Origin of the sequence: Shinella sp. H4-D48 (genome assembly GCF_022637395.1) — a bacterium.
Classification (GTDB): Bacteria; Pseudomonadota; Alphaproteobacteria; order Rhizobiales; family Rhizobiaceae; genus Shinella; species Shinella sedimenti.
On sequence record NZ_CP093337.1, the window covers coordinates 1,966,210 to 1,983,938 of the forward strand.

Below are 17,729 nucleotides of genomic sequence, written 5' to 3' on the forward strand. Positions count from 1 at the left end.
CCATCGGGTCGCAAATTGAACGCCCTTCGGCTCTCGCCGGAGGGCGTTTTTGTTTGTCCGTCTTTTTGCGTCGCACAATGTCGCAAATCATAGGCTACGACATGGCGCGCATAGCCCACGAGCGCAGTCACATCGTGGTATCTGCCTGATATGGCGCCGTTATCTGCCTCTTCCGCATGCAACAGCGGCAACTGCCCTATCCTTCATCGTCTTATTGCACAAATGCATAGCAGCTGCATTTTCTTTGCACTGCACATTAACAGGGATGTCGCGTATATGAACGCCAACGCCGGGGGAAAGCCTCCGGACAACCCGTCAAGGACACGACCATGAACCCGATCCGCATCGCAAAGAACTGGATTTCCTACCGCCGCACCCTGAACGAACTCGGCAACCTGTCGAACCACACGCTCTCGGACATCGGCCTGACCCGTTACGACATTCGTGACATCGCTTCCCGTTCCTTCCGCTAATTCATAGCCGGTTTCCACCGCTGCGGCCGGAAACGGCGACGCGCGGAGAACGCTTCAAACGGCACCACAGGGTGCCGTTTTTGATTCCGGGGGCATGATGCCTCATTTCCATGCTTTTCCTTGGAATTGCGCCGTCGCCCATGGTAACGAACCGGCCATGACCAAGACCTCTTCCCACACTCCCATCCATGTCATCGGTGGCGGCCTTGCTGGCTCGGAAGCCGCCTGGCAGATTGCCGAAAGCGGCATCCCCGTCATCCTGCATGAAATGCGCGGCGTTCGCGGCACGGATGCGCACAAGACCGACGGCCTGGCGGAACTCGTCTGTTCGAACTCCTTCCGCTCGGATGACGCGACGAGCAATGCCGTCGGCGTGCTGCATGCGGAAATGCGGCTGGCCGGTTCGCTCATCATGCGCTCGGCTGATGCCAATCAGGTCCCGGCCGGCGGTGCGCTGGCGGTCGATCGCGACGGCTTCTCCAACGCCGTGACGGCTGCACTCGAAAGCCACCCGCTCATCACCATCACACGCGAGGAAGTGACAGGGCTTCCGCCCGAGGAATGGGATCAGGCCATTATCGCGACCGGCCCGCTCACTGCCCCTTCGCTGGCCGAAGCCATCCAGGCGCGGACCGGTGCCGATTCGCTCGCCTTCTTCGACGCCATCGCGCCGATCGTGCATACGGCGAGCATCGACATGGATATCTGCTGGTATCAGTCGCGCTATGACAAGGTCGGACCCGGCGGCACGGGCAAGGACTATATCAACTGCCCGATGGATGAGGCGCAGTACAACGCGTTCATCGACGCTCTGATCGCCGGCGACACGACCGGCTTCAAGGAATGGGAGGGCACACCTTATTTCGACGGGTGCCTGCCGATCGAGGTGATGGCGGAACGTGGCCGTGAGACGCTACGCCACGGCCCGATGAAGCCGATGGGGCTGACCAATGCGCATAACCCGACGGTAAAACCTTATGCGGTCGTTCAGCTGCGCCAGGATAATGCGCTTGGCACGCTCTACAACATGGTCGGTTTCCAGACGAAGCTGAAATATGGTGCGCAGGCGGAAATCTTCCGGCTGATCCCGGGCCTCGAGAACGCGGAATTTGCGCGCCTCGGCGGGCTGCACCGCAATACCTATATCAACTCCCCCACGCTGCTCGACCGGTCGCTGACGCTGAAGGGCCGTCCGGGGCTTCGCTTTGCCGGCCAGATCACCGGCTGCGAGGGTTATGTGGAAAGCGCGAGCATCGGGCTGCTTGCCGGCCGCTTCGCCGCCGCCGAGCGCCAAGGCCACGCTCCTGCCCTTCCGCCGGAAACCACGGCCTTCGGCGCGCTGCTTAACCACATCACCGGCGGGCATATCGTGTCGGATGATGAGCCGGGCAAACGTTCCTTCCAGCCCATGAACATCAATTTCGGCCTGTTCCCGCCGCTGGAGCCGGGAACGGTGACAAAGCCCGAGGCCATGAAGCGTTTCCGTGGCAAGGACAAGGCAATCGCCAAGAAGCATGCGACCGCCGCACGCGCGCTGGACGATTGCGCCCGCTGGCTGAAAGGCTGATTTAAGGGTCAGATCGGCTGTTGCTGCACCCGCTCGCCGGTGGCGGCAGCCATCGGTCTGAAGCTTCCCAGCAGCCAAAGCGAGACCTCCGCGGCCTGCAGCTCATTGCGGAACTCGAATGTGCCGCCCTCGAAGGCAGCGTTGGCGAATGTCACGGAAAGCCGCCGTGGGCCGGCGCTTTCGACACGCACCGTGCCGGGCTCGATGAGATGGCAAGTGTAGTGCAGGCCGTGTGCGTTCATGCATCCGGCCTTCCCATCGTGCAGGCGCAGGAACACGGTCCCGCCATTTGCCGTGGTCACGACATCGCGGATCGCCTCATCGGGAAAAGCCCGGCCGAACTCCAAGATCGCCAGCCCGGAATCGTTCTCGGCTTTTTCACGTTCATCGCGATGAAACGCGTGACGAAAAATCAGCCCCGCCAGAAACAGGCAGACGATCGTGATGGTCCAGAGCATGGCGTGAACTCCCCCGCGCCGATAACATTCGCCTTCTCTAACGAACGAGGCTTGCGCCAGTTGTGCGTCTCGTCAAATGAAACGGCAGCGGGCGCCAGACGGTTCCGGCCGGACTTGTCACAAAGGACAACGCCGCAGCGCCCGCCACATCCACCATTGCCGTCGCCATTGCGCCGGTTGGAGCGAGCCTTCGAGTACATCCGCGCCGGCCTTTTCGGCGGCATCGAGAATATGCGGCACGAGCGCAATGGGCAGAAATGCCGGACGGTTGCCCACTGACACACCGTTTGCCGCACGCGCCTTGGCCAGATGTTCCCGGCCGAGGCCCGCAAATGCCTCGATCGCGCGCCTGGCGGCGGCTTTGTCGTCACCTGCAAGCAACGCCTCCGGCGACAGGCCGGTCGCCGCAAGCAGATCCGCCGGCAGATAGACCTGTCCGCGCCGGCGATGAATCGGCAGCATCAGCAGAGCACCGGCCACTGTCTGCGCCACGCCGGCATGGCCTGCAGCGTCGGCAGACTTCGGCGCGTTTGCCGGATCGAGCACCAGGCTTGCAAGCTGGATGAGTGCCGAGGCCGTTTCGCCCGCATAACCTTCAAAAGCGGAGCGGCTCTCCATCGGGTCGTTGTAGACATCGAAGATGCGGGCCTCGATCATATCGGTCAGCACGCCGACCGGCAGATGATGTTCCCGTACGCAGGCCAGAAGGCCGGCCGCCAGCGGATTCGCCGACGCATCGCCATCCGCCTCACCCTCCAGCAGATCCCGCCACCATTGCAGGCGGATTTCTCCGGGCAGCGCCTCGCGCACGACATCGCGCACCCGGGCGAGCTCGGCATTAAAGGCATAGAGGGCGGCAAGCGCGCCGCGCTTTTCAGCGGGCGCCAGAAGGCAGGCGAGATAGCGGTCGCGATCGGTGTCGCGAAGCACCGTCAGGCAGTGCGCATAATGAGTATCGTTATCGCTCACGTCGAAAAACCGCCTCGCCCGTCACACGGCGATAAGCGCCGCGGCTACCGCGCGGCTTTCCGCCAGCATGACATTGAACGTACGCACGGCCGCGCCTGTGCTCATTGGATCGGAACTGATTTTGCGTTCACGCAGGGCCGCTTTGATCTCCGGCGCGAGCGGGCGGATCTCCTTGCCGGTGCCAACGAGCAGAACCTCGATATCGCCCGCCTCGTCCAGAACGCGCTCCAGATCGACCAGCGTCAGCGGGCTGCCATCCTCTTTGTCCCAGCCATGAATGCCCGAGGGCAGGCAGAGGATGGAGCCGCGATGCGACATATCCGCAAAGCGGAAGCCGCCATTGCCGTATGCGTCGATCGGCGCGCGTCCGGGGAAGTGCGCCTCCCGGATTTCAATTCCCTTGGCCATTGGCTCCCGTCGCTTCCGGGGCCGTCACCGCGCCGCCCTTGCCGGGGCGGTAGCGCTCCGGCCGGAGACGGAACAGAATGAGGATAGGCCCGGCAATGTAGATGGATGATATGGTGCCGACGGCGACCCCGAAGAACAGCGTCAGCGCGAATGTTCGGATTGCCTCGCCGCCGAAGAGTGCGAGGGCGGCAAGCGCGATCAGCGTGGTCGCGGAGGTAAGGACCGTGCGCGACAATGTGCGATTGATCGCATCGTCGATCAGGATCGGCAGCGGCATCTGCTTGAAGTGCCGCAGATTCTCGCGGATCCGGTCGTAGACAACCATCGTGTCGTTCAGCGAGTAGCCGACGACCGTCAGCAACGCGGCAACAGCGCTGATGTTGAACTCGATATTGGCGACGGCCAGGAACCCGAGCGTGAAGAATACGTCATGGGCCAGCGCAATCACCGCGCCGATGGCAAAATGCCATTCGAAGCGTACCCAGATATAGGCGATCAGCGCGAGAAGCCCGGCCACGAAGCCAAGCGTCGCCGTATCGATCAACTCACCTGATATGGACGGACCGACAACCTCGACGCGGCGGAAATCGTAATCGTCCTCGAGCTCGCCACGCGCGACGAGGACCGAGGTCTGCTCAGCGTTTTCGCCATCGCCCTGCGAGGTCAGCCGGACGATCGCCCGCCGTTCGTCCACCCGCGTATCCACGGTCTGAACGGCCACGCCGGCATCGGCGAGGCGCGCGGAAATATCGAACGCATCGGCCTTTCCGGATTTCGCCTGAACCTCGACCGCCGCACCGCCCGTGAAATCGATCCCGAGCCGCAGTTCACCCATCGCAAGCATGCCCGCGATGACCAGCGAAAGCGCGGCCGTCGCCAGGAAAACCGCGTTGCGCACCGCCATGAAGCGCAGGTTCAGGCTGTCGAAGAACCCGCTGCGCACGCCTTTGGGGAGGCGCGTCGCATGGCTCCGGCCGAGCCAGATCCGGACAAGCCGGTGTGTCAGCCCGAATGTCGTGAACAGGGTCGCCACCATGCCGACGCCGACCGCAAGCGCGAAGCCACGAACCGGTGCCGCGGAAAGCAGGAACAGGACGGCAACGGCAATCAGCATCGTGACGGATGCATCCACCACGGTCGTGCGGGCGCGGCCGAAACCGACCGAGACGGCTTGCGACAACGGTCGCCCGGCCTTCACCTCCTCGCGGATACGTTCGAAGATCAGAACGCTCGCATCGACGGCAAGCCCCATGGTCAGCACGACCCCCGCGATCATCGAAAGCGAGAGCGGCGCACCGATCAGCGCGAGAGCGGCGAAGGTCAGCAGCACGTTGAAGAACAGCGCCAGCGAAGCGATGATCCCGAGCACACCATAGAAAAATGTTATGAAGGCGACGACAGCGACGACGGCAACCGCGAGCGCCAGCGCGACGGAGCCGATCGACGTGGCGCCAAGCACCGGCTCGATCGACCGCTCCTCCAGGATCGTGAGAGCTGCCGGTAGCGGGCCGCTGGCAACGACTCGGGCGAGGTTAGCCGCCCCTTCGGCGTCGAAATCGCCGGAAAGCCGGCCGATGCCATCGCTGATGGCGCCCTGGATCTGCGATGTCGAGATAACTTGCCCATCGAGCAGAATCGCGATGGTTCGGCCGGCATTGTCGCGGGTAAAGGCAGCGAGCTTCTCGGCGGCCTCCTTGCGCAACACGAATTCGATGAAGGGTTCGCCATCGGCCGATGCCCGCGCCGACGCGACATCCGCCGCAGTGAAGAGGTCATCCTGGCGTACGAGATAACCGGTCGGCGGCTCGTCGGCTGAGTATAGCACTTCGGAACCGGCAGGCGCGCCGCTCTCAATGGCCGTGTTGACCGGCACGCTGTTGTCGATCAGGCGGGCGGAAAGCTTGCCCACGGTCGCCAGCATGTCCTTCACGCGCTGCGGATCGGTGAGACCCGGCATGGAAACGACGATGCGGCCGCGGTCGCCCCGCCCGACAGTCAGAGCGGGAATTCCGAGACTCTCCACACGACGACGCACGGCATCGACGGCGCCGAGCGATGCTGCCGCCACGGCTTCGTCGATGGCGGCATCGGACAGCACGATGCTGAAGGCGCCGTTTTCGCCTGTGGTCAGCGTGCCGAGCCCAAGGGCATCGAGCGTCTTGCTGGCTGCTTCGACATCACTGGTCGACGATATCGTCACATCGACCTGGTCGTCCGCGCCGTTGAGATTGCCATAAGGGATCTGCGCTGCCCGCAGGGCATTGCCGATCGTTTCGACGGCGCCTCGCAGGCGCGCATCGATGATATCGTCACGGGAGATATCGAGAACAAGGCGCGAGCCGCCGGTGAGATCCAGGCCCGGTTTCAGCCGATGTGCGGCGATCCACTCGGGAAGGCCGGCTGCCATGCGTGCCGGAATAAGGCTTGGCAACAGGACGAGAAGACTGGCCAGGAACGCGGACCAGAGAAGAAACGTTTTCCAGCGGGCGGATTGCTGCATTGCGATCTCGACAAAAACGGCGCCAGCGCCGCTGAAAACCAGTCGGGCCGCAGGCCGAGGTTACCCTCGGCCGAACGGCAAGCCAAGTCATTCCTTGACGGGTTCGCCCTTGACGCGGACTTCGCTCACACCGCTGCGCACGACGCGCACCTTGATGCCTTCTGCGATTTCGACTTCAAGCTCGCTGTCGTCGACGACCTTGGTCACCTTGCCGACGATACCACCACCCGTGACGACCTGATCGCCGCGGCGGATGTTCTTCAGAAGCTCTTCGCGACGCTTCATGGAAGCGCGCTGCGGGCGGATGATGAGGAAATACATCACCACGAAAATCAGCAGGAACGGGAGGATAGACATCAGGATGTCTGCACCGCCTGCTGAACCGCCGGGTGCCGCCGTCTGGGCGAAGGCCTCGGTAATGAACATCAGCTACTCCTTGAAAACTTGAATTTGTAAGGCCTGAAGGCCCATTTCGGATGCCGGAATATAGGCAAGCACACATCCAATGCAACACACGAGACTGAGAAGCTCTCGTTTTTCAAGTGTTTTCCCCCTTTTCGCCCCCCTTCCCGCCATGCTACCCGGCATGAAGTATGAGGAGAGACACAGTGCAGGAAGATCACGTCAAGCTTCTGCTGGCCGAAATCGGCCGCATCAACGCAACGCTGGAGCGCCTCGCCGGCCCCGCGCCCGCCATCAACGACTGGGACGCGGCAGACGTCTTCGTCTGGTCGCCCGCGCGCCTGCAGGTGCAAGCGGTGAAGCGCCCGAACCGCATCGACATCGACCTTATCCGCGGCGTCGATCATGTTCGTGACATTCTCGTCGATAACACGGTGCGCTTCGCGCGCGGTCTGCCGGCCAACAATGTGCTCTTGTGGGGCGCCCGCGGTATGGGCAAGTCCTCACTGGTCAAGTCGGTGCATGCGCTCGCGGCGAGCGAAACCGGCAGCAACCTGAAGCTCATCGAGGTTCATCGCGAGGATATCGCCACCCTGCCCGCACTGATGGATATCCTCAAGGAAGTGCCCTATCCCGTCATCATCTTCTGCGACGACCTTTCCTTCGACCACGACGACACCTCCTACAAGTCGCTGAAGGCGGCGCTGGATGGCGGCGTCGAGGGACGGCCGGACAATGTACTACTCTATGCCACCTCCAACCGTCGCCACCTCCTGCCCCGCGACATGATGGAAAACGAGCAATCCACGGCCATCAACCCGTCGGAAGCCGTCGAGGAAAAGGTCTCCCTTTCCGACCGCTTCGGGCTGTGGCTCGGCTTCTACAAATGCAGTCAGGCAGAATATCTTGAGATGATCGACGGCTATGCGAGCCACTATGCGCTCGATATCCCGGTCGAACAGCTTCACGCCGAGGCGTTGGAATGGGCAACGACGCGTGGCTCCCGCTCCGGACGCGTCGCCTGGCAATATGTGCAGGATCTTGCCGGACGCCTTGGAAAGCCGCTCCATCGCTAGAAACACCCGAATGACAAAAGGGCGGTCCCGCAGGAACCGCCCTTTTGTCATTCATGAATGCAGACGAACCTATTCTAGGAACGTCATCGGGTTGACCGGGGTCGCGTTCTTGCGCACCTCGAAGTGAACCTTCGGACGGGTGGCGCTGCCGCTCATGCCCGACGTTGCGACGGTCTGGCCGCGCTGGATCTTCTGGCCACGCTGCACGTTGAGGTCGCCGGCGTGGCCATAAACCGTAACCGTGCCATCGTCATGGCGGACGAGAACCGCGTTGCCGAGTTCCTTCAGGCTGCTGCCGGCATAGATGACGACGCCATTCTCAGCCGCCTTGATGGGCGTGCCCTCGGGTACGGAAATGTCGATGCCGTCGTTGCGGCTGCCGTTGACGTTGGAGCCATAGCCGGCAATGACCGCGCCGCGGACCGGCCAGCGATACTTGCCGATGCCCGTCGATTCGGGCGCTTCGTCGGTCACATCGGATTTCTGCGTCACCTCGGCGACCGAGACGGTTTTGACCGGTGCCTTATAGGATTCCGGCTTCTTTTCCGCTGTCTCGACCTTTTTTTCCTTTACCGGAACGGAGGCCGTGGTCGTCTTGTCCGTCGTCGTATCCACAGCCGCCCCGCCCGCCGGGATCACGAGCTTCTGGCCGATGCGGATCGAGGCGGTCTGGATGCCGTTCGCCTTCTTCAAGGCGTCGACCGACACACCGTTGCTGCGGGCGATCTTGGCGAGCGAATCGCCCGGCTTGACCTCGTAGCCGCCAGCGCCTTCACCGGCATTGGCGAGATTGGTGTTGGCCTGATCGGTATCCGACTTTACCTTGTCGCGCTTCGACGTGCCGGGCAGGATGGCAACGTTCTGTTCCGTCTTGCGCTCAGGCGTCGGCAGCTTGTTATCGACTTTGAGCGTATGGTCCGTCGCAGCCTTGGCCGCGCTTGCGGTCGTGCTGAAGGTCGGAATGATGATACGCTGGCCAGGTTCGGCGTCGGTCGAACGCGTCAGGCCGTTTGCGGCGAGAATTTCCTTCTCCGGCACGCCGTAGCGGTTAGCGAGCGTCTTTACGCTTTCGCCCTGCCGCAGCATGACAACAGGAGCATTGTTCGTCGACCAACCGGCCTTGGGCTTCTGGATGGTTCCCGTCGAGAGCGTATCCGCATTGTCGGCGATCGCTTTCGCCTGACGCTGCTGACCGACGGCTTCGCGCTCTGCCGAACGTGCAGCGCCGGCTGTGGGATCGTTAAGCGCGCCACGCTGAACGGTCATCGGCGTGGTCGCAAGACGCGAACCGGAGCCACTCGTCGTCGAGGTGTTGATCGGATCGTAGGAAACGCCGCCCTGATCCGGGAAAGGCTGATTGAGCGCCTGATCCCGACTTCCCATCTGATTTGCGGATGCAAACTGCTGCTGCTCGTTTCCAACCGTTGCGCGGGGAACGATGCTATTGCTGCCGAACAGCGTGCGGCGCGGAACCGAGCTGGTCGTCATGTTGTCCTGCCCGGAGCTGGAAAACAGGCCGCCAAAACGGGAAACATCCGAGCTGCACCCGGTTGCGACACTGGCCAGCAGGGCCGCAGCAATAAGGCGGGTCGCGGTCCTGCCAAAACTCGGCGATACACTCTTACGCATAAGACTACCCAATCGGTACGCTACTTGAAGTGAACCGATTAAAGCGCGTTAGAGTTACTGCCCGGTTAAGGCTGGCCTATCCGCAAAGGTTTTTTGATAAATTGATAACCATGCGCAAGGCGGCCATCGCCGGCAGCGTCAGAAGCCGGCCGCGTACATGCTGTCGGCGCGGGAGATGCGTGCGCCGATATGGGCGTTATTTTCCATATTGCCCTGCCCCGGCTGCAGGATCGCGGAAATCGGCGTCGCCCGCCGGGCCACACCTTCAATGACCGATTCGGGTTCGCTCATGTCGAGCGCGCTTTCGTTGTACGCGATGGCACGCAGAGCAGAAACGGCCGTCTCACGCGTCCCGAGATAGCGGGCACTGCGCTGATCCTGCGGCGGCATGCTGTCGAAATATTCGATATAGGCGCGGTAGTAGGCCTTGCGATCACCGGCCTCCAAGAAATGACCAAAGGCGCCATATTCACGGGCTTCGAGTGCGGCCGTATCCAGGTTGTTGCGTTCGGCATCCGTCAAGGCCGGCTGGCTGTGAACTGCCTCTTCCTTGGCGACGCTGAGAACGAGAAGCGCATCGACCGAAAGGCCGACATGGGATGAGGGATCGCTCGTGCCGCCGGCGAGGTTCGCTGATGAAACAGCCTCCGCCACGTCCTCGTTGGCCTTGCCGGCCGCCTTGGTCGCGAGATAGGCGAGCCCCTCATGGGTCGAGCCGCTGGCTATCCTGTTCGAGACGTACATTTCCCTCTCCATCGGAATCGCCGGAAGGTTGAAAACCCGGCATCCTGCGTGGAAACTGCTGCTTCGCTACGGGCCTACGCGCCGAAGCTTGCGCGAGGCTTGCGTCGGTTAACAAAAGGTTAACGCTACACTTTCTCGGCCGACTGGAGGATTGGCGCACGGCAAAGCGCACGGATCACGCGGAAAACCGGCGAAACGACTCAGCCGGCAGCGCAATTGGGAAGGCAGGGTAAAACGTTCGGGCGCTCAGAGCGCCTGGGCCATCATCGGAACGATGGGCAGATAGGGCACCGCAAAAAGATCCTCGCGATCGAAGCGGCTGCCGGTCTTGGTCAGCTTCAGCATGCGACACTCGGTTTCGCTGACCATGGCGGGCGCGATGAGAACACCACCGGAAACGAGCTGCTCGGCAAAGAAGCGCGGCAGCGCCGGAAAGGCGGCGGTGACGAGGATGCGGTCGAAGGTGCCCTCACCCGGCATGCCGTTGCTGCCATCGGCCTGCCGGACGATGACGTTGCGGGTGCCGGCCTTTTCGATGGCTTGCTGGGCGTTCGTGACCAGCGTGCGATAGCGGTCGATGGTCAGCACGCGCTCCGTCAGGCGCCCCATGACGGCAGCGGTGAAGCCGCTGCCCGTACCGACTTCCAGCACGCGCTGGCCAGCCTTGAGATTCAGGATATGCAGCAGGCGCACGGCAAGATCGATGCCTTCGGCAAAAGAGCCGCATTCCAGCGGGAGCAGCCTGCTCGAATAGGCGTCGCCAGCAAATTGCGGGGGAACGAAGAGCGTGCGGGGCGTCTGCTCCACCGCCGTGAGGAGTTCGAGATTGTTTATGCCCTCGCCGCGCAGACGCAGCGCCAACGCGGCAAATCCCTCCTTCTCGATCACCCGCCCCGTGCTCAATCCGCATCCTCACCGATCAGGGCGCGCTTAACGCGATCCAGCACCGTGTAGTCCGTCAGGTCGAGCTTGAGCGGCGTGACGGAGATCTTGTGGTTCTTCACTGCATGAATATCGGTGCCAGCGCGGAAATCGCCCTTCCGCTCGCCGAAGCGTAGCCAGTAATAGGGAAAACCGCGGCCGTCGGCACGTTCGTCGATGGTCAGGCCGAAATCGAGCTTGCCCTGGCTCGTTACTTCGACGCCCTGGAGCTCCTTCGGCGCGCAATTCGGGAAATTGAGGTTGAAGAACGTCCAGTCCGGCAGCTCGACATCCATCAGCTGGCGAATGAGATTGGGCGCGAAGGTCTCGGCAAGTTCCCACGGCACGACACGGCCATGGGCATGATTGTACGCCTGGCTGAGCGCCATGGACTTGATGCCCTGAAGCGTACCCTCGATGGCGCCGGCGATGGTGCCGGAATAGGTGACGTCGTCAGCCATGTTGGCGCCGGCATTCACGCCGGACAGAACGAGATCCGGCTTTTTGTCGAGAACCTCGCGCACGCCCATGATGACGCAGTCAGTCGGCGTGCCGCGCAACGCGAAACGCTTCTCATCGATCTTCCTGAGCCGCAACGGCTCGGAAAGCGTCAGGGAGTGGGCAAGGCCGCTCTGGTCGGTCTCCGGGGCGACGACCCACACGTCATCCGTGAGTTCACGCGCGATGCGTTCGAGGGCCGCAAGGCCTTCTGCGTGGATACCATCATCGTTCGTCAGAAGAATGCGCATGCCCCGTCCCGCCTCAGGCGGCCTTCTCGATCTTCGTCAGCCCGCCCATATAGGGCAGCAGCGCCTCAGGCACAGTCACGGTGCCATCGTCATTGAGGTAATTTTCCATGACGGCGATGAGCGCGCGGCCGACGGCCGTACCCGAGCCGTTCAGCGTGTGCACGAACTTCGTCGCCTTGTCGTCCTTGCCGCGGTAGCGGGCATTCATCCGGCGCCCCTGGAAATCGCCACACACCGAGCAGGACGAGATCTCCCGGAAGGTGTCCTGGCCGGGCAGCCAGACCTCAAGGTCGTAGGTTTTACGGGCGCCGAAGCCCATGTCGCCGGTGCAGAGCGTCATGACGCGGTAATGCAGGCCGAGGCGCTGAAGGATCGTTTCCGCGCAGGCTGTCATACGCTCATGCTCGTCCACAGCGCTTTCGGCATCCGTGATCGAGACAAGTTCGCACTTCATGAACTGGTGCTGGCGCAGCATGCCACGCGTATCGCGCCCTGCCGAACCCGCCTCCGAGCGGAAACACGGCGTCAGCGCCGTGAAACGCAGTGGAAGCTTTTCCTGTTCAAGGATTTCCTCGCGCACCAGATTGGTGAGCGAGACTTCCGCCGTCGGGATCAGCCAGCGGCCATCGGTGGTGCGAAACAGGTCTTCGGAGAACTTCGGCAGCTGACCCGTGCCGAACATGGCGTCGTCACGCACCAGAAGCGGCGCATGCACCTCCGTATAGCCGTGCTCCTGGGTGTGCACGTCGATCATGAACTGGCCGAGCGCCCTTTCCAGGCGGGCAAGCTGGCCCTTGAGAACGGTGAAGCGCGAACCTGCGATCTTCGCCGCCGCCTCGAAATCCATGTAGCCGAGGGCTTCGCCGATCTCGTAGTGCTCCAGCGCCTTATGGTTCCAGGCGGGCCTGCTGCCCCAACGGTGCTTCTCGACATTGCCCGCTTCGTCTTCTCCGACAGGCACGTCGTCGAATGGAATGTTCGGCAGGCGTGCCAGCGCGTCGTTGAGCTCAGCGGTGACCTGTCGCTCTTCTTCCTCTGCTGCCGGAAGGCGGTCCTTGATGGCGGAGACTTCCGCCTTCAGCTTGTCGGCAAGATCGGTATTCTTGGCGGCCATGGCCGCGCCGATTTCCTTGGAGGCGGCATTGCGGCGCGACTGCATGTCCTGCGCGGTCTGGATGACGCTGCGGCGCTTCTCGTCGAGGTCGATCAGGGTCTGCGCAAGCGCGCTTGCACCGCGCTTGGCCAAAGCGGCGTCAAGGGCGGTCGGGTTGTCGCGGATCCATTTGATATCAAGCATTGTCGTTCCAGGCTCTTCCGTGGATGAAGGCCCATCCACGCCCGGCAGCGACCCGCAGGCGAAGGCTTATTCAGCCTCGCCATGCGTTGCAGCGACCTCGTTTTCCGCATCCTGCGCGTTCGAGGCGCTCGCCCGCTGCCGTTCGATGAGTCGGGCCGTATAGATGGAAATCTCGTAGAGAAGGATGGCCGGCAGTGCAAGGCCGATCTGGGACACCGGATCGGGCGGCGTCAGCACGGCCGCCACGACGAAGGCGATGACGATTGCGTATTTGCGCTTTTCCGCAAGCGTCTGCGACGTGATGAAGCCGGCGCGCACCAGAAGCGATGAGATAACCGGCAACTGGAACACCAAACCAAAGGCGAAGATCAGCGACATGATGAGGCTGAGATACTCCGAAACCTTTGGCAGAAGCTGAATGGAAACCTGGCCTTCGCCGCCGCCCTGCTCCATGGAGAGGAAGAACCACATGACCATGGGCGTGAAGAAGAAATAAACGAGTGCGGCGCCAATCAGGAACAGGATCGGCGATGCGATGAGGAACGGCAGGAAGGCAGAACGCTCGTTCTTGTAGAGGCCGGGCGCCACGAACTTGTAGACCTGCTGGGCAATCACCGGAAAGGCGATGACCAGAGCGCTGAACATGGCGACCTTGATCTGCGTGAAGAAAAATTCCTGCGGCGCGGTATAGATCAATTCGACATTGCGATGCGTCAGGCCGGCCCATTCGACGGACCACTTGAACGGCAGCACCAGGATGTTGAAAAGGTGTTTGGCGAAGTAGAAGCAGACCAGGAACGCGACGAAGAACGCACCGACGGCCCACATCAGGCGTTGGCGCAGTTCGATCAGATGCTCGAGGAGCGGCTGGGGCTTGTCTTCGATATCGCCGCTCATGCCTCGTCCTTCCGGGTCTTTGCAGTCTTGGCCTTGGCGGCAACTGTCTTCTTGGCGGTCGAGACTTTTGCGACCGGCTCGGCGGCAGCCTTTGGCTCGGCCTTCGCCTTGGCGGCCGGCTTGCGCGCAGCCTTTTGCGTCTCTGCGATCACAGGGTCGGTCTTCTTTGCCGCGGTCTTGCGCGTCGGCCCCTTCTTCAAGGGTTCGGCGGCGACAGGCTCTGTAGATGCGGGCTTGTTCGCTTCCGACGGCACGGCGGAAACGGCCGAGACCGGCGTCGAAATGGATGAGGACGGGGATCCGACCGACTTCTGGAGGTCCGACTTGATCTCGTCTCCCACCTGGCGCAGCGGATTGACCGCCTCGCGTATGGTGTTCAGCGGGTTAAGCTTCTGCGCATCGCCGATGGTCTTGCGAACATCGTCAAGATCAGCCTCGCGCAGCGCCTCGTCGAACTGCTGGCGGAAATCGCTCGCCATGCCGCGCATCTTCGTTACCATGCGGCCGAATGTCCTGAGCATCGGCGGCAGGTCCTTCGGGCCTACCACCAAAATCAGGACGACGGCGATAACCAGTATCTCTGTCCAGCCGACATCAAGCATTGGGTACTGTCCTCAGAAGCCGCGCACCACCGTCCGCGGCCGAATGCCGGTTACTTGACCTCGTCGGCCTTGTGGTCGACGGTCTTCGCCTGCTCGGCGCTGGCTTCTTCGTCCGTCATACCCTTCTTGAAGTTCTTGATGCCCTTGGCGACATCGCCCATCAGTTCCGGAATCTTGCCACGGCCGAACAGCAGCAGCACTACCACCAGAACAATCAGCCAATGCCAGATGCTGAAAGAACCCATTCGCTTGACTCCCTTTTGAACTCTGATCCCGATGTAAGACGTTCAGCCGTCTTTTTCAAACACTAGTATGTCGCGCTGGTTAGCCGAAAGCGTGACGTCGCGCAATCCGGCAGGCAGTTGATCGGCCCTCACCCGCGCCCGAACGGGACGGTCGGTTCCGTCGACGGCGAGCTCCAGAAGCTCGACCACGCCAAGGAAACGCCGCGAAAGGATGCGCGCCGGCGTGTCGCCGCCGGTTTCCTGTACGCGAATGCCCGTCAAACGCACCGCGACGTGAACTTTCTGGCCGTCGATAAAATCTTTGCCATCGACATTGCCGAGCGGCGTTTCCACGACGCCGCCACGCACATGGCCCGGAAATTCGTTGATCTCCGAGAAGAACGCCGCAGCAAACATGTCGTTCGGCTTGAGATACAGGTCTTCGGCGGTACCCACCTGGACAAGCTTGCCGTCCTTGAGAAGTGCAATGCGGTCCCCCATGCGCATCGCCTCCTCGGCATCATGCGTGACGACGATGGCGCTGGCGCGGGATTTTCGCAGGATGGCGAGCGTATCGGCCCGGATGGAATCCTTGAGCCGCGAATCCAGGCCGGAGAATGGCTCGTCCATCAGGAGAACGCTCGGCCGGGGGGCCAAAGCCCGCGCAAGCGCCACGCGCTGCTGCTCGCCGCCGGACAGCATATGCGGGAATTTTGCCGCGTAGTGCGACAGACCGACGCGGTCCAGCGCCACGTTCGCCTCAGCCTCCGCTTCGGCGCGCGGAAGCGCCGTCAGACCGAAGCGTACATTGTCGAGCACGGACATATGCGGGAACAGCGCAAAATCCTGAAACATCAGCCCGACGCCGCGTCGTTCCGGCGGCAGGAAGACATCCGGGCCGGCGATCTCGCGATCATCAAGCAGAACGCGGCCGCGTGTCTGCGCCTCGATGCCGGCGGCGATGCGCAGAAGCGTCGTCTTGCCGGAGCCTGAAGGCCCGAGCAGGCACAACACCTCGCCCGGTTCCGCCGTCAGCGAGAGGCCACGAATGGTGTCCTTGTTGTGATAGCTGTGGTGAATGTCATCGAAGACGAGGCGCGACGCGAAGGTCACCGCCGAAGCTCGTCTCGCCTCGATGCCGTTGGAACCTGACGGGTCCGAAGCCATTGCAGAAGTCTTTCCCTGTCGCCGGCGCGGAGGTCGACGATGCAGTCTTGCATAAACCTTCGTCTATTCGTCCGCTTTTCCGCCCGGTGTCAAGAGTCCGAGTTCCTCGAGGTCGAGTTGTGTCAGCGGATCCTCGTCCTCCGCGAGCTCATCCTCGCCAAGCGGCATGGGGATCTGGAAATTGGACGGAATACGGCCGGACAGCAGGCCTGTTCCCTTCAACTCGTCGAGGCCCGGCAGGTCGCGCAGTTCTTCCAGCCCGAAATGATCGAGGAAATCCCGCGTGGTGCCGAATGTCACAGGACGGCCGGGCGAGCGCCGGCGGCCGCGCAGGCGCACCCATCCGGCCTCCATGAGGACGTCGAGCGTGCCTTTGGATGTCTGCACGCCACGGATATCCTCTATTTCCGCACGCGTTACCGGCTGGTGATAGGCGATGATCGAAAGCACCTCGAGCGCGGCGCGCGAGACTTTGCGCACCTCCGTTTCCTCGGTGCGAATGACGAAGGACATGTCGGGTGCCGTGCGGAACGCCCAGCTATCCTCGATCTGCAGGAGATTGACGCCGCGTCCCGCATAGAACGCCTTCAGCTCGCGCATGACATGCAGGACATCGACACCGCGCGGCAGGCGCTCGGCGATATAGGCCGACGAAACCGGGCCGGCGGAGGCGAAAACCAGCGCCTCGGCAATGCGCGTGGCTTCATAGAGCCGCCGCGGATCGACAACAGTCGCGTTTTCGTCGCTGGCGCCCACATCTTCAGCCACCCTCTTCGCCCCCACTTCCCTCGCCTTCGCCCGCCTTCTGGCCCCGGCGCAGATAGATGGGCTGGAAGACACCGTCCTGACGCAGTTCCAGCCGCCCTTCCCGGACAAGTTCCAGCGTTGCGGCAAATGCGCTGGCAATCGCCGTGGTCCGTTCAGCCGGATCGCTCAGGTAACGCAGCATGAAATGATCGAGCGCCGTCCAGTTGTCATCGAAATCGCCAACGAGGAGCTGCAGGAGTTCGCGCGCGTCGGCCAGCGACCAGACGCTGCGCTTCTCGATAGTGACCTGGGTGATTGCATGACGCTGGCGCAGCGACGCATAGGCGGTCAGCAGATCGTAGAGAGACGCCTCGAAAGCCGAGCGGCGCTCGGTGGGAATATGCTCGGGCATGCCGCGCGCAAACACATCGCGGCCGAGGCGGTTGCGGTTGACCAGCTTCGTGGCCGCATCGCGCATCGCTTCCAGCCGCTTGAGGCGGAAGGCAAGACTCGCCGCCATCTCCTCACCCGAAGGCCCGTCGTCCTTCGCCTGCTTGGGAATGAGGAGGCGTGACTTGAGATAGGCAAGCCAGGCCGCCATGACGAGGTAATCTGCTGCAAGCTCGATGCGGATCTTGCGCGCCCGGTCGATGAAGACGAGGTATTGCTCGGCCAGCGCCAGAACGGAGATACGTGTCAGGTCGACCTTCTGCGTCCGGGCGAGGTGAAGGAGCAGATCGAGCGGCCCTTCGAAGCCGGCGAGATCGACGACGAGGCTTTCCTCGTGCAATCCCCGCCCCGAGGCGTCATCCTGCCACAGGTCGTCCATCGGCGCATCCGCGCCGCGTCCCTTCCTCGGTGGCTTGCCGCCTGTTGCCTGCACGTCGCGCCTCTCGTGT

General features: G+C 62.5%; 19 protein-coding genes. 3 read left to right on the forward strand and 16 right to left on the reverse strand.

From position 1 onward, the window contains the following. Positions 1–329: 329 nt before the first annotated feature. Complete coding sequence (locus tag MNR02_RS09630; RefSeq protein WP_119258352.1) at positions 330–473, forward strand: DUF1127 domain-containing protein; 144 nt, start codon at positions 330–332, stop codon at positions 471–473. Positions 474–630: 157 nt separating this feature from the next. Next, positions 631–2,040, forward strand: a complete 1,410-nt coding sequence (gene trmFO / locus MNR02_RS09635; RefSeq protein ID WP_241946656.1) for a methylenetetrahydrofolate--tRNA-(uracil(54)-C(5))-methyltransferase (FADH(2)-oxidizing) TrmFO — start codon at positions 631–633, stop codon at positions 2,038–2,040. A gap of 8 nt (positions 2,041–2,048) precedes the next feature. On the opposite strand, the gene MNR02_RS09640 is transcribed toward trmFO, so the two are convergent. From MNR02_RS09640 to yajC, 5 genes are all read right to left on the reverse strand, one after another. After that, positions 2,049–2,498, reverse strand: a complete 450-nt coding sequence (locus tag MNR02_RS09640) for a hypothetical protein (protein WP_241946657.1) — start codon at positions 2,496–2,498, stop codon at positions 2,049–2,051. A gap of 117 nt (positions 2,499–2,615) precedes the next feature. Next, a complete protein-coding gene (locus MNR02_RS09645; RefSeq protein ID WP_241946658.1) occupies positions 2,616–3,467 on the reverse strand; it encodes a phytoene/squalene synthase family protein in 852 nt (283 codons plus the stop codon). 21 nt (positions 3,468–3,488) lie between these two features. Further along, on the reverse strand, positions 3,489–3,875 hold the full coding sequence (locus MNR02_RS09650; protein ID WP_241946659.1) for an Mth938-like domain-containing protein: 387 nt from the start codon (positions 3,873–3,875) through the stop codon (positions 3,489–3,491). Further along, positions 3,859–6,375, reverse strand: coding sequence for a protein translocase subunit SecD (secD, locus tag MNR02_RS09655; protein WP_241946660.1), 2,517 nt, complete (start codon positions 6,373–6,375; stop codon positions 3,859–3,861). Before secD ends, MNR02_RS09650 begins: the two co-directional genes overlap by 17 nt. 87 nt (positions 6,376–6,462) lie before the next feature. After that, on the reverse strand, positions 6,463–6,801 hold the full coding sequence (gene yajC, locus MNR02_RS09660) for a preprotein translocase subunit YajC (protein ID WP_241596051.1): 339 nt from the start codon (positions 6,799–6,801) through the stop codon (positions 6,463–6,465). Positions 6,802–6,968: 167 nt separating this feature from the next. Here yajC and MNR02_RS09665 point away from each other — a divergent pair, with 167 nt between their 5' ends. Then, on the forward strand, positions 6,969–7,853 hold the full coding sequence (locus MNR02_RS09665; protein ID WP_371746651.1) for an ATP-binding protein: 885 nt from the start codon (positions 6,969–6,971) through the stop codon (positions 7,851–7,853). Between the two features lie 69 nt (positions 7,854–7,922). Here MNR02_RS09665 and MNR02_RS09670 read toward each other — a convergent pair whose 3' ends face one another. From MNR02_RS09670 to MNR02_RS09720, 11 genes are all read right to left on the reverse strand, one after another. Beyond that, the gene (locus MNR02_RS09670; RefSeq protein WP_241946662.1) at positions 7,923–9,482 is read right to left on the reverse strand and encodes a peptidoglycan DD-metalloendopeptidase family protein; all 1,560 of its coding nucleotides are present in this window, start codon (positions 9,480–9,482) and stop codon (positions 7,923–7,925) included. 138 nt (positions 9,483–9,620) lie between these two features. Then, positions 9,621–10,226 carry a biotin biosynthesis protein BioC gene (locus tag MNR02_RS09675; protein WP_241946663.1) on the reverse strand — a complete coding sequence of 202 codons (606 nt, stop codon included), beginning with the start codon at positions 10,224–10,226 and terminating at the stop codon, positions 9,621–9,623. A 246-nt stretch (positions 10,227–10,472) separates the two neighbouring features. After that, positions 10,473–11,129, reverse strand: a complete 657-nt coding sequence (locus tag MNR02_RS09680) for a protein-L-isoaspartate(D-aspartate) O-methyltransferase (protein ID WP_134649100.1) — start codon at positions 11,127–11,129, stop codon at positions 10,473–10,475. Next, positions 11,126–11,896: a 5'/3'-nucleotidase SurE gene (gene surE / locus MNR02_RS09685; RefSeq protein ID WP_241946664.1), complete on the reverse strand. Its 771-nt coding sequence runs from the start codon at positions 11,894–11,896 to the stop codon at positions 11,126–11,128. The genes MNR02_RS09680 and surE overlap by 4 nt, the downstream gene beginning before the upstream one ends. A gap of 13 nt (positions 11,897–11,909) precedes the next feature. Beyond that, positions 11,910–13,193 carry a serine--tRNA ligase gene (gene serS / locus MNR02_RS09690; protein WP_241946665.1) on the reverse strand — a complete coding sequence of 428 codons (1,284 nt, stop codon included), beginning with the start codon at positions 13,191–13,193 and terminating at the stop codon, positions 11,910–11,912. Positions 13,194–13,259: 66 nt separating this feature from the next. Further along, positions 13,260–14,090: a twin-arginine translocase subunit TatC gene (tatC, locus tag MNR02_RS09695; protein WP_241946666.1), complete on the reverse strand. Its 831-nt coding sequence runs from the start codon at positions 14,088–14,090 to the stop codon at positions 13,260–13,262. After that, a complete protein-coding gene (tatB, locus tag MNR02_RS09700) occupies positions 14,087–14,692 on the reverse strand; it encodes a Sec-independent protein translocase protein TatB (protein ID WP_241596073.1) in 606 nt (201 codons plus the stop codon). Before tatB ends, tatC begins: the two co-directional genes overlap by 4 nt. A gap of 50 nt (positions 14,693–14,742) precedes the next feature. After that, complete coding sequence (locus tag MNR02_RS09705; RefSeq protein ID WP_241596076.1) at positions 14,743–14,937, reverse strand: twin-arginine translocase TatA/TatE family subunit; 195 nt, start codon at positions 14,935–14,937, stop codon at positions 14,743–14,745. Positions 14,938–14,979: 42 nt separating this feature from the next. Further along, entirely contained in the window at positions 14,980–16,083 is a 1,104-nt protein-coding gene (locus MNR02_RS09710; RefSeq protein ID WP_241946667.1) for an ABC transporter ATP-binding protein, read from the reverse strand. Positions 16,084–16,146: 63 nt separating this feature from the next. Further along, a complete protein-coding gene (gene scpB / locus MNR02_RS09715) occupies positions 16,147–16,839 on the reverse strand; it encodes an SMC-Scp complex subunit ScpB (RefSeq protein WP_241948852.1) in 693 nt (230 codons plus the stop codon). Positions 16,840–16,843: 4 nt separating this feature from the next. Next, positions 16,844–17,659, reverse strand: a complete 816-nt coding sequence (locus MNR02_RS09720) for a ScpA family protein (protein WP_241597750.1) — start codon at positions 17,657–17,659, stop codon at positions 16,844–16,846. Positions 17,660–17,729: the final 70 nt, after the last annotated feature.

Bases quoted from the DNA above. Each gene is read 5' to 3' on its own strand.
- MNR02_RS09630 (WP_119258352.1), top strand. From the start codon at position 330: ATGAACCCGATCCGCATCGCAAAGAACTGGATTTCCTACCGCCGCACC.
- trmFO (WP_241946656.1), top strand. From the start codon at position 631: ATGACCAAGACCTCTTCCCACACTCCCATCCATGTCATCGGTGGCGGC.
- MNR02_RS09640 (WP_241946657.1), bottom strand. From the start codon at position 2,498: ATGCTCTGGACCATCACGATCGTCTGCCTGTTTCTGGCGGGGCTGATT.
- MNR02_RS09650 (WP_241946659.1), bottom strand. From the start codon at position 3,875: ATGGCCAAGGGAATTGAAATCCGGGAGGCGCACTTCCCCGGACGCGCG.
- secD (WP_241946660.1), bottom strand. From the start codon at position 6,375: ATGCAGCAATCCGCCCGCTGGAAAACGTTTCTTCTCTGGTCCGCGTTC.
- yajC (WP_241596051.1), bottom strand. From the start codon at position 6,801: ATGTTCATTACCGAGGCCTTCGCCCAGACGGCGGCACCCGGCGGTTCA.
- MNR02_RS09665 (WP_371746651.1), top strand. From the start codon at position 6,969: ATGAGGAGAGACACAGTGCAGGAAGATCACGTCAAGCTTCTGCTGGCC.
- MNR02_RS09670 (WP_241946662.1), bottom strand. From the start codon at position 9,482: ATGCGTAAGAGTGTATCGCCGAGTTTTGGCAGGACCGCGACCCGCCTT.
- MNR02_RS09675 (WP_241946663.1), bottom strand. From the start codon at position 10,226: ATGTACGTCTCGAACAGGATAGCCAGCGGCTCGACCCATGAGGGGCTC.
- surE (WP_241946664.1), bottom strand. From the start codon at position 11,896: ATGCGCATTCTTCTGACGAACGATGATGGTATCCACGCAGAAGGCCTT.
- serS (WP_241946665.1), bottom strand. From the start codon at position 13,193: ATGCTTGATATCAAATGGATCCGCGACAACCCGACCGCCCTTGACGCC.
- tatC (WP_241946666.1), bottom strand. From the start codon at position 14,090: ATGAGCGGCGATATCGAAGACAAGCCCCAGCCGCTCCTCGAGCATCTG.
- tatB (WP_241596073.1), bottom strand. From the start codon at position 14,692: ATGCTTGATGTCGGCTGGACAGAGATACTGGTTATCGCCGTCGTCCTG.
- MNR02_RS09705 (WP_241596076.1), bottom strand. From the start codon at position 14,937: ATGGGTTCTTTCAGCATCTGGCATTGGCTGATTGTTCTGGTGGTAGTG.
- MNR02_RS09710 (WP_241946667.1), bottom strand. From the start codon at position 16,083: ATGGCTTCGGACCCGTCAGGTTCCAACGGCATCGAGGCGAGACGAGCT.
- MNR02_RS09720 (WP_241597750.1), bottom strand. From the start codon at position 17,659: ATGGACGACCTGTGGCAGGATGACGCCTCGGGGCGGGGATTGCACGAG.